This is a genomic window from Enterobacter sp. CM29 (genome assembly GCF_013179605.1).
Classification (GTDB): domain Bacteria; phylum Pseudomonadota; class Gammaproteobacteria; order Enterobacterales; family Enterobacteriaceae; genus Enterobacter; species Enterobacter intestinihominis.
Map to the genome: position 1 here is coordinate 1 of NZ_JABMCU010000145.1, position 11,296 is coordinate 11,296.

Below are 11,296 nucleotides of genomic sequence, written 5' to 3' on the forward strand. Positions count from 1 at the left end.
ACGCGCTGTGCCTGGCCCACTGACAGCCCGGCAGACTGATCGCCAATGACGGTATCGACACCCTGCGCAAGCAGCGGCAAAAACTCGCTGACCCAGGCGCGGTCGAGGACCGATTGCAGCTCATCGTCACGTGCATCCGGCCTTGCCAGCAGCACATTCTCGCGCAGCGTCGGGGCAGGCAGCTGAGGGTTTTGACCCACCCAGCTTAACTGTTTACGCCAGGCATCAGGATCGAGCTCGCGTAGCTCCGTTTTGTTGATACGCAGCGATCCGGTGTACGCCATAAAACCTGACAGCGCATTCAACAATGAGCTTTTACCTGAGCCGCTGGTACCCACCAGCACCACACGTTGCCCGGCAGGCAGGGTAAAGTTTAGCGGGCCGGCCAGCACTTTGCCTTCAGGCGACAGAACAGAAAAATCCTGTGCTTCAATGGTCACCGGATCGTTCGTATTCAGCGTCACCTCACCACGCTCCGGATGTGCCAGCGGCGTTTCCATAAAGGTTTTCAGGCTGTCGGCAGCACCCACCGCCTGCGCTTTGGCATGGTAAAAGGTGCCGAGATCGCGAAGCGGCTGGAAAAATTCCGGGGCCAGGATCAGCGCCAGGAACCCGGCGGAAAGCGTGACCGCCGTACCGTAGTGGCCAAAGTCCAGCGCGCCGAGGTATGAGAAGCCAAAGTAAACCGCCACCAGCGCGATCGACAGGGAGGTAAAGAACTCGAGCACGCCGGAAGAAAGGAAGGCCATGCGCAACACTTCCATGGTGCGCTGACGAAAATCCTGCGACGCCAGGCGAATGTTTTCGGTTTCCGCTTCACCACGACCAAAGATCCGCAGGGTTTCCATTCCGCGCAGACGGTCCAGGAAATGACCGCTCAACCGACCCAGCGCAAGGAAGTTGCGACGGTTGGCATCTGCCGCGCCCATGCCGACCATCGCCATAAACAGCGGGATGAGCGGGGCGGTCCCCATCAGGATCAGAGCCGCTACCCAGTTAACAGGGAAGATGGCGATAACAATCATCAGAGGCACAAACACTGCCAGCGCCATCTGTGGAAGATAACGCGCATAGTAATCGTGCATATCGTCGATTTGCTCAAGGATCAGCGTCGCCCAGCTACCGGCCGGTTTGCCCTGGATCCACGCAGGCCCGGCTTCCGAAAGCCGGTCGAGCACTTTGCGGCGGATCTCATAGCGGATGTGCTGGCCGGCATGGAACCCAACCCGTTCGCGCAGCCAGACCACCCACGCACGCAGGACGAAAACCAGCACCAGAACGATAAACGGCAGCAGCAGCGCTTCGCGCGGGATGCTCTCCATGATCATATGATTGAGAATGCGGGCCAGCAGCCATGCCTGGGCAACAATCAACAGACCGCTGATAAATCCCAGAACGCGGGAAATCATAAGCCAGCGGCGGGACAGAACGCTTTGCTGTTTCAGCCAGCGCGTTAACTCTTGTTGACGGGTTTTTTCCATTGCGTACTTTGCAGGTGACGTTATAAGAAATTAGACATCTGCATGTTACACGTGAGCAAAAATAAAGGCGACCAGTGGCCGCCTTTATTTACGTTTGTTACTGACTTGTAAAGATTATTTACCTTGTTCTGCCAGTCCGTCCAGATAGCGTTCTGCGTCCAGGGCGGCCATACAGCCGGTGCCCGCAGAGGTGATCGCCTGACGATAAATATGGTCCATCACGTCGCCAGCCGCGAAGACGCCTGGGATGCTGGTCTGCGTCGCATTGCCGTGAATGCCAGACTGCACTTTGATGTAGCCGTTCTCCAGCTCAAGTTGGCCTTCGAAAATGGCCGTGTTCGGGCTGTGACCGATAGCCACAAACAGGCCTGCCACCTCCAGCGTTTCGACGGTGTCGGTGTTCTGCGTATCACGAATTCGCAGACCTGCCACACCCATCTGATCGCCGGTCACTTCTTCCAGCGTACGGTTGGTATGCAGCACAATGTTGCCGCTCGCCACTTTATCCATCAGGCGTTTGATCAGGATCTTCTCGGCGCGGAAGGTGTCGCGACGGTGGATCAGGTGTACTTCTGAGGCGATGTTCGCCAGATACAACGCTTCTTCCACAGCGGTGTTGCCGCCGCCGATCACCGCAACTTTCTGGTTGCGATAGAAGAAACCGTCGCAGGTCGCGCAGGCTGATACGCCGCGCCCTTTGAATGCTTCTTCAGACGGCAGACCGAGATAACGGGCAGAGGCACCGGTAGCGATGATCAGCGCATCGCAGGTGTATTCACCGCTGTCGCCGGTCAGACGGAACGGACGGTTCTGCAAATCCACTTTATTAATGTGGTCGAACAGGATTTCGGTTTCGAATTTAGCAGCATGCTCGTGCATGCGCTCCATCAGCAGCGGCCCGGTCAGGTCGTTCGGGTCGCCCGGCCAGTTTTCCACTTCCGTGGTGGTGGTCAGCTGACCGCCTTTTTCCATCCCGGTAATCAGTACCGGTTGCAGGTTAGCGCGTGCAGCATAGACCGCTGCGGTATATCCCGCAGGTCCAGAACCAAGGATTAGCAGCTTACTGTGTTTGGTCGTGCCCATGAGATCCCCATTGTTGTTGGCAGGCAATGGGCTGGATTGTAGGGAATTTGTTGCCGTAAAAAAAGAGCACGACAGTTTTGCTTCCGATATATGCAATAGTCACGCCCTATGGATCAGACACGGTCATATCACGTCTGCTACTGAAAATCGCGCGTTTATAAGGCAATAAAATGATGATTAATACCCCCCCGTAATGAATATCCGGCATCTTGTACTAAAAATCGATGTTTTGCTTTGACAATCCCCTGCGCTTTTGCGAAAACATTCAAGGAAGAAAAAAAGACGCATGAACTGCATGTCGAATAGACATGCACGTAAATGCCATTTTTACCGGGTCAGTGAAATCTACGCATGGTGTGGACAGACGCCATACGTGATGTCTGTGACTGCTTTCGGGCAACGGTCTTCTTACCGCAGAACCCGAATCCACATCGCATCTAATACATAACCAGGCGATGTGATGAATAACGGGTGCAGGCTCTGAACAGTGATGTGCACAGGGTCCAGGCAGGAGTAGGGAAGGAATACAGAGAGACAATAATAATGGTAGATAGCAAGAAGCGCCCTGGCAAAGATCTCGACCGTATCGATCGTAACATTCTTAATGAATTGCAAAAGGATGGGCGTATTTCCAACGTCGAGCTTTCAAAACGTGTGGGACTTTCCCCGACGCCGTGCCTTGAGCGTGTGCGTCGACTGGAAAGACAGGGTTTTATTCAGGGCTATACGGCTCTGCTAAACCCGCATTATCTGGATGCCTCACTTCTGGTATTTGTTGAGATTACTCTGAATCGTGGTGCGCCGGATGTGTTTGAGCAATTTAACGCCGCTGTACAAAAACTTGAAGAAATTCAAGAGTGTCATCTGGTTTCCGGTGATTTTGACTACCTGTTAAAAACCCGTGTGCCTGATATGTCCGCCTACCGTAAGCTGCTGGGTGAAACCCTGCTGCGTCTGCCAGGCGTGAACGACACCCGTACTTATGTGGTGATGGAAGAGGTCAAACAGAGCAATCGTCTGGTTATTAAGACGCGCTAACACGGAACAGGTGCAAAATCAGTGTAGTTTGATTACACTCCTGTTAATCCATACAGCAACAGTGCCGGGGATACCCGGCGCTGTTGTCCGTTTTAGCACACAGGCAGGACATGCCTGATACCTGGAGAGCCTTTCTTGAGCCAGGAATACACTGAAGACAAAGAAGTCACATTATCTAAGCTAAGCAGCGGACGTCGTCTCCTCGAGGCGTTACTGATTGTTATTGCCCTTTTTGCCGTCTGGCTGATGGCCGCCTTACTCAGTTTCAACCCCTCAGATCCCAGCTGGTCGCAAACCGCATGGCATGAGCCTATTCATAACTTAGGTGGCGTTCCCGGTGCCTGGCTTGCGGACACGCTCTTTTTCATTTTCGGAGTGATGGCTTATACCCTTCCCGTCATCATTATTGGCGGATGCTGGTTTGCCTGGCGTCATCGACAGAACGACGACTACATCGATTATTTTGCCGTTTCGCTGCGCCTGATTGGCGCCCTGGCGCTGATCCTCACCTCCTGTGGGCTGGCGGCGATCAATGCTGATGATATCTGGTACTTCGCCTCCGGCGGGGTGATCGGCAGCCTGTTGAGCTCCGCGCTGCAACCGATGCTTCATAGCAGCGGCGGCACGCTGGCGCTGCTCTGTATCTGGGCGGCGGGCCTGACGCTGTTTACCGGCTGGTCCTGGGTGAGCATTGCTGAGAAGATCGGCAGCTTTATTCTGACGCTGCTGACGTTCGCCAGCAACCGTACCCGTCGTGACGATACGTGGGTCGATGAAGACGAGTATGAAGATGAGTACGAAGAGGAAGACGAGGCGCCTGTACAGCGGCGTGAATCTCGCCGCGCGCGTATTCTGCGCGGTGCTCTGGCGCGCCGCCAGCGCGTCGCTGAAAAATTTGCTAACCCGTTAGGCCGTAAAACGGATGCCGCGCTGTTCTCCGGCAAACGTATGGATGAAGACGAGCAGATTGAGTATCGCGGTGCGGCCGTCGACCCTGATGACGTACTGTTCTCTGGCCATCGAGCGACGCCGGGAGAGTATGACGAATACGATCCGCTGCTGAATGGCCACTCCGTGACTGAACCAGTAGCCGCTGCTGCTGCCGCAACGACGGCTGCGCAGGCCCATGTTGCGCCTGTTGAAGCCGTGATGCCGTCCTCGCCTGTTCCGGCACCGGAGTCCGCGATCCAGCAACCGCAGGTAGACTGGCAGACTGCGCCAGGCGTCCATACGCCTGAACCGACCATTGCGCCTGAGCCTGAAAGTTATATTCCTGTGCAGCAGGAACAGTGGCAGCAACCGTATCAGCCGCCTGAGCCTGCCAGCGTGCCGCAACAACCGTATCAGGCTTATACGCCCGAACCCGCTGTACCTGAACAGCCATACGTTGCACCGGTGTCTGAACCCGAAGTGGTGGAGGAAGCGAAGCCATCCCGTCCGCCATTATACTATTTTGAAGAAGTGGAAGAGCGCCGCGCCCGTGAGCGCGAGCAGCTTGCCGCCTGGTATCAGCCCGTGCCCGAGCCGGTGCAGGAGCCCGTTGCAAAAGCGCCTTCGGTCAGCGTTCCACCTGTAGAACCTACGCCAGCCGTTGCGTCGGGTGCAGAAGCCGTGAAGCAGGCAACGGCAGCCGCTGCCGCGTCCGCTCCGCTATTCAGCCCGGCAGCCGACAGCGCCCCGCGTCCTCAGGTGAAAGAGGGCATTGGTCCACAGCTGCCGCGCCCTAACCGCGTGCGCGTACCGACTCGCCGGGAGCTGGCCTCTTATGGCATTAAACTGCCTTCCCAGCGTATGGCGGAAGAAAAAGCCCGTGAGTCCGACTACGAAGATGATGCCGACGAACTGCATCAGGATGAGCTGGCGCGTCAGTTTGCTGCCCAGCAGAATCAGCGTTACGGCGAAGAGTATCAGCATGACGTGCCTTCACACCATCACGTGCCTTCACAGCAGGACGACGATGATGCGGCCGAAGCGGAGCTGGCGCGCCAGTTTGCAGCAACGCAGCAGCAGCGTTATTCCGGTGAGCAACCTTCGGGGGCAAACCCGTTCTCGCTGTCGGATTTCGAATTCTCACCAATGAAAGATCTGGTGGATGATGGCCCAAGCGAACCGCTGTTCACGCCGAGCGTAATGCCGGAAGCGGAGCCGGTGCGTCAGCCGCCTGCACCACAGGCTTATGTGCAGCCGCAACAGCCGGCGCCGCAGGCGTATGCGCAGCCGCAGACACCTTCTCAACCGCCTCAGCCACAGTTCCAGCAGCCAGCACCACAGCCGCAGGAGAGCCTGATTCACCCGCTGCTGATGCGTAACGGAGACAGCCGACCGCTGCAACGACCAAGTACGCCGCTGCCGTCGCTGGATCTGTTAACGCCACCGCCAGCGGAAGTCGAGCCGGTGGATACCTTTGCCCTTGAGCAGATGGCCCGTCTGGTGGAAGCGCGTCTGGCTGACTTCCGCATTAAAGCGGACGTGGTGAACTACTCACCGGGCCCGGTGATCACCCGTTTCGAACTGAACCTGGCACCGGGCGTAAAAGCGGCGCGTATTTCTAACCTCTCCCGCGACCTGGCGCGTTCTCTGTCCACCGTGGCGGTACGCGTGGTGGAAGTGATCCCAGGCAAGCCTTACGTTGGCCTTGAGCTGCCAAACAAGAAACGCCAGACCGTTTATCTGCGTGAAGTTCTGGATAACACCAAATTCCGCGACAACCCGTCCCCGCTGACCGTGGTGTTGGGTAAAGATATCGCCGGCGATCCGGTGGTTGCCGATCTCGCGAAGATGCCGCACCTGCTGGTTGCGGGTACTACCGGCTCCGGTAAATCGGTCGGGGTGAACGCCATGATCCTCAGTATGCTCTACAAAGCGCAGCCTGAAGACGTGCGTTTCATCATGATCGACCCAAAAATGCTCGAACTGTCCGTCTACGAAGGCATTCCGCATCTGTTAACGGAAGTGGTTACCGACATGAAGGACGCCGCCAACGCATTACGCTGGAGCGTCAATGAAATGGAGCGTCGCTACAAGCTGATGTCGGCGCTGGGCGTGCGTAACCTGGCCGGTTATAACGAGAAAATCGCCGAGGCGGCGCGTATGGGCCGTCCGATTCCGGACCCATACTGGAAGCCGGGTGACAGCATGGATGCCCAGCATCCGGTGCTGGAAAAACTGCCTTACATCGTGGTGCTGGTGGATGAATTTGCCGACCTGATGATGACCGTTGGCAAGAAAGTGGAAGAGCTGATTGCGCGTCTGGCACAGAAAGCGCGTGCGGCGGGCATCCACCTGGTACTGGCAACGCAGCGTCCGTCCGTGGATGTAATCACCGGTCTTATTAAGGCAAACATCCCGACCCGTATCGCGTTTACCGTGTCGAGTAAAATTGACTCCCGTACTATCCTTGACCAGGGCGGAGCAGAGTCGCTGCTGGGGATGGGTGATATGCTCTATTCCGGGCCGAACTCCACCTCGCCGGTGCGTGTTCACGGTGCGTTTGTTCGCGACCAGGAAGTGCACGCGGTTGTGCAAGACTGGAAAGCGCGCGGGCGACCGCAATATGTTGACGGCATCACCTCTGACAGCGAAAACGAAGGTGGCGGCGGTGGTTTTGACGGCGGCGAAGAGCTGGATCCGTTATTCGACCAGGCGGTTAATTTCGTCACCGAAAAACGCAAAGCGTCCATCTCCGGCGTGCAGCGCCAGTTCCGTATCGGTTACAACCGCGCGGCGCGTATCATTGAGCAGATGGAAGCCCAGGGCATCGTGAGCGAACAGGGGCACAACGGTAACCGTGAGGTGCTGGCGCCACCGCCTTTTGAGTAATCTTCAGCGATTGCAAAGAAGGGTAAATCAGCAAAAATTAAGCATTTTCTTCTGTCGCCTGCCTTCGGGCAGGTACAGAATAGAAACGGAACCCCCATATCGGGAAGACGTATTTTAAGGAATAACAATGAAAAAAATCGCCATCGCCTGTGCATTACTCTCCAGTTTTGTTGCCAGCAGCGTCTGGGCTGATGCAGCCAGCGACCTTAAAAGCCGACTGGATAAAGTGAGCAGTTTCCACGCCAGCTTCACGCAAAAAGTGACTGACGGCAGCGGCAACGCGGTGCAGGAAGGCCAGGGAGATTTGTGGGTGAAACGCCCAAATCTGTTCAACTGGCACATGACCCAGCCGGATGAAAGCGTTCTGGTGTCTGACGGTAAAACCCTGTGGTTCTACAATCCGTTTGTTGAGCAGGCGACCGCCACCTGGCTCAAAGACGCGACCAGCAATACGCCGTTTATGCTCATTGCCCGTAACCAGTCCAGCGACTGGCAGCAGTACAACATCAAACAAAACGGTGATGAGTTCGTCCTGACGCCAAAAGGCAGCAACGGTAATCTGAAGCAGTTCACCATTAACGTGAGCAGCAACGGTACCATCAATCAGTTCGGCGCGGTTGAGCAGGACGATCAGCGCAGCAGCTATCAGTTGAAGTCTCAGCAAAACGGCGCCATTGATGCATCGAAATTCACCTTTACCCCGCCGCAGGGCGTAACGGTGGACGACCAACGCAATAAGTAAGAGGCATGAGTGAGCAACCTGTCGCTCGATTTTTCAGATAATGCGTTTCAACCTCTGGCCGCCCGTATGCGGCCAGAAAATTTAGCGCAGTACATCGGTCAGCAACATCTGCTGGCTGCGGGGAAACCCTTGCCGCGCGCTATTGAGGCGGGGCATCTGCACTCCATGATCCTCTGGGGGCCACCCGGCACCGGAAAAACCACGCTCGCTGAAGTGGTTGCCCGCTATGCCAACGCGGACGTTGAGCGCATCTCGGCGGTCACGTCGGGGGTGAAAGAGATCCGCGAGGCGATCGAGCGGGCGCGACAAAACCGCAATGCCGGACGTCGCACCATTCTGTTTGTCGACGAAGTTCACCGCTTCAACAAGAGCCAGCAGGACGCCTTTCTGCCGCACATTGAAGACGGTACGATTTTCTTTATCGGCGCCACCACGGAAAACCCGTCGTTTGAACTGAACTCTGCGCTGCTCTCCCGGGCGCGCGTGTATCTGCTTAAATCGCTGACCACGGAAGATATCGAAAAAGTTCTGACGCAGGCGATGGAGGACAACGCGCGCGGTTACGGCGGACAGGATATCGTTCTGCCGGACGAGACGCGTCTTGCTATCGCCGAACTGGTTAACGGTGATGCCCGTCGTGCGTTGAACACGCTCGAAATGATGGCCGATATGGCCGAAGTGGACGATGCGGGCAAGCGCGTATTAAAGCCTGAACTGCTCACCGAAATTGCCGGTGAGCGCAGCGCGCGCTTCGATAATAAAGGCGATCGTTTTTACGACCTCATCTCTGCTTTACATAAGTCCGTGCGCGGCAGCGCTCCGGATGCGGCGCTCTACTGGTATGCGCGTATCATCACCGCCGGTGGCGATCCGTTATATGTCGCGCGTCGCTGCCTGGCGATTGCGTCAGAAGATGTCGGTAATGCCGATCCACGCGCCATGCAGGTCGCTATTTCCGCCTGGGACTGCTTTACCCGCGTCGGGCCTGCGGAGGGCGAGCGTGCCATTGCGCAGGCAATTGTCTATCTGGCTTGCGCACCGAAAAGTAACGCGGTGTATACCGCCTTCAAAGCGGCGATGTCGGATGCACGTGAACGTCCGGACTACGATGTGCCGGTTCATCTGCGCAATGCGCCTACCAAATTGATGAAAGAGATGGGTTACGGGCAGGAGTATCGCTACGCCCATGACGAACCCAACGCCTACGCCGCCGGGGAAGAGTATTTCCCGCAGGAGATGGCACAAACCCGCTATTATCACCCCACAAACAGAGGTCTTGAGGGTAAGATTGGCGAAAAGCTCGCCTGGCTTGCCGGACAGGATCAAAATAGCCCTATAAAACGCTACCGTTAGTTCAATCGTTGCGGTAATGTTGGCAATATATCTCTGTGGCCGCAGGCTGTGGTCACTTTTTCCTCTTTTAATTCGATAAGCACAGGATAAGCATGCTCGATCCCAATCTGCTGCGTAATGAGCCAGACGCAGTCGCTGAAAAACTGGCACGCCGGGGCTTTAAGCTGGATGTAGATAAGCTGCGCGCTCTTGAAGAGCGTCGTAAAGTTTTGCAGGTACAAACAGAAAATCTGCAGGCAGAGCGTAATTCTCGATCGAAATCCATTGGCCAGGCGAAAGCGCGCGGGGAAGATATTGAGCCATTACGCCTGGAAGTGAACAAACTGGGTGAAGAGCTGGATCAGGCGAAAGCTGAACTGGACGTTCTTCAGGCTGAAATTCGTGATATCGCTCTGGCGATCCCGAACATTCCTGACGACAGCGTCCCTGTCGGCAAAGACGAAAACGACAACGTTGAAGTGAAACGCTGGGGTACGCCTCGCGAGTTTGACTTCGAGGTGCGCGATCACGTGACGCTGGGCGAAATGCACGCGGGCCTGGACTTTGCGGCTGCGGTTAAGCTGACCGGTTCTCGCTTCGTGGTAATGAAAGGTCAGATTGCTCACCTGCATCGCGCGCTGGCGCAATTTATGCTGGATCTGCACACCGAGCAGCATGGCTACAGCGAAACCTACGTTCCGTATCTGGTTAACCACGATACGCTGTACGGTACAGGCCAGCTGCCGAAATTTGCCGGCGATCTGTTCCATACCCGTCCGCTGGACGAAGAAGCTGACAGCAGCAACTACGCGCTGATCCCAACCGCGGAAGTGCCGCTGACCAACCTCGTGCGTGATGAGATCATCGACGAAGACGATCTGCCAATCAAACTGACTGCGCACTCTCCATGTTTCCGTTCTGAAGCCGGTTCTTACGGTCGTGATACGCGCGGTCTGATCCGTATGCACCAGTTCGATAAAGTTGAGATGGTGCAGATCGTTCGTCCGGAAGAGTCTATGGACGCGCTGGAAGAGATGACAGGTCACGCAGAGAAAGTGCTGGAGCTGCTGGGGCTGCCATACCGCCGTATGGCGCTGTGCACCGGTGACATGGGCTTCGGCGCCTGCAAAACCTTCGACCTCGAAGTCTGGGTGCCTGCGCAAAACACCTACCGTGAAATCTCCTCTTGCTCTAACGTCTGGGATTTCCAGGCGCGTCGTATGCAGGCGCGTTGCCGCAGCAAGTCCGACAAGAAGACCCGTCTGGTTCATACCCTGAACGGTTCTGGTCTGGCGGTTGGCCGTACGCTGGTTGCCGTGCTGGAGAACTACCAGCAGGCAGATGGTCGTATTGAGATCCCTGAGGTGCTGCGTCCTTACATGAAAGGCCAGCAGTTTATCGGCTAATATTTTGCTGCAAAACAAAAAAGCGCCTCAGGGCGCTTTTTTTATATCTTTGATTTGATACGACGCAATATTCCCTCCCTCTAAAGTAGTAATACTCCTCCGAACGAAAGTTAGCATAAAACACCTGTAACGAAGGAATTCGTTATATATAAAACTACATAGCGGTATGCGCCGCCTCTCTTTTCTTTGTGAGCAACCAAAGTGAGTCTTTATGAAAATCAAAGCGCCTGAAGCGTTAATGGCTGCCGAGGTCACTCGCCGTGGGTTGATGAAAACCACGGCAATAGGTGGTCTGGCGGTTGCCAGCAGCGCCTTTACGCTTCCTTTTACCCGTCTGGCGTCGGCGGCGGAGGCTCTGTCTCCCGCTTCAGCCCCGGAAAAAGTGGTGTGGAGTG

General features: G+C 56.0%; 8 protein-coding genes. 6 read left to right on the plus strand and 2 right to left on the minus strand.

Translation table 11 applies throughout. The annotated features are described in order from the left end of the window. On the minus strand, positions 1-1,481 hold a 1,481-nt coding region (gene cydD, locus HP459_RS16505), incomplete at its 3' end, for a cysteine/glutathione ABC transporter permease/ATP-binding protein CydD (RefSeq protein ID WP_171936502.1). A 114-nt stretch (positions 1,482-1,595) separates the two neighbouring features. After that, positions 1,596-2,564 carry a thioredoxin-disulfide reductase gene (trxB, locus tag HP459_RS16510; RefSeq protein ID WP_022647616.1) on the minus strand — a complete coding sequence of 323 codons (969 nt, stop codon included), beginning with the start codon at positions 2,562-2,564 and terminating at the stop codon, positions 1,596-1,598. A 543-nt stretch (positions 2,565-3,107) separates the two neighbouring features. Here trxB and lrp point away from each other — a divergent pair. The 6 genes from lrp to HP459_RS16540 all read left to right on the plus strand — a co-directional run. Continuing rightward, positions 3,108-3,602, plus strand: coding sequence for a leucine-responsive transcriptional regulator Lrp (gene lrp / locus HP459_RS16515; RefSeq protein WP_000228469.1), 495 nt, complete (start codon positions 3,108-3,110; stop codon positions 3,600-3,602). A 135-nt stretch (positions 3,603-3,737) separates the two neighbouring features. Beyond that, positions 3,738-7,421: a DNA translocase FtsK 4TM domain-containing protein gene (locus HP459_RS16520; RefSeq protein WP_171936503.1), complete on the plus strand. Its 3,684-nt coding sequence runs from the start codon at positions 3,738-3,740 to the stop codon at positions 7,419-7,421. Positions 7,422-7,548: 127 nt separating this feature from the next. Next, complete coding sequence (lolA, locus tag HP459_RS16525; protein ID WP_022647618.1) at positions 7,549-8,163, plus strand: outer membrane lipoprotein chaperone LolA; 615 nt, start codon at positions 7,549-7,551, stop codon at positions 8,161-8,163. Positions 8,164-8,172: 9 nt separating this feature from the next. Continuing rightward, the gene (gene rarA, locus HP459_RS16530; protein ID WP_171936504.1) at positions 8,173-9,516 is read left to right on the plus strand and encodes a replication-associated recombination protein RarA; all 1,344 of its coding nucleotides are present in this window, start codon (positions 8,173-8,175) and stop codon (positions 9,514-9,516) included. Positions 9,517-9,608: 92 nt separating this feature from the next. Then, positions 9,609-10,901 (plus strand): serine--tRNA ligase, encoded by a 1,293-nt coding sequence (gene serS / locus HP459_RS16535; RefSeq protein WP_003858266.1) that lies wholly within the window; start codon positions 9,609-9,611, stop codon positions 10,899-10,901. Positions 10,902-11,112: 211 nt separating this feature from the next. Then, the coding region (locus HP459_RS16540; RefSeq protein ID WP_171936505.1) for a twin-arginine translocation signal domain-containing protein at positions 11,113-11,296 on the plus strand (184 nt) is incomplete at its 3' end.

Bases quoted from the DNA above. Each gene is read 5' to 3' on its own strand.
- lolA (WP_022647618.1), top strand. From the start codon at position 7,549: ATGAAAAAAATCGCCATCGCCTGTGCATTACTCTCCAGTTTTGTTGCC.
- trxB (WP_022647616.1), bottom strand. From the start codon at position 2,564: ATGGGCACGACCAAACACAGTAAGCTGCTAATCCTTGGTTCTGGACCT.
- serS (WP_003858266.1), top strand. From the start codon at position 9,609: ATGCTCGATCCCAATCTGCTGCGTAATGAGCCAGACGCAGTCGCTGAA.
- lrp (WP_000228469.1), top strand. From the start codon at position 3,108: ATGGTAGATAGCAAGAAGCGCCCTGGCAAAGATCTCGACCGTATCGAT.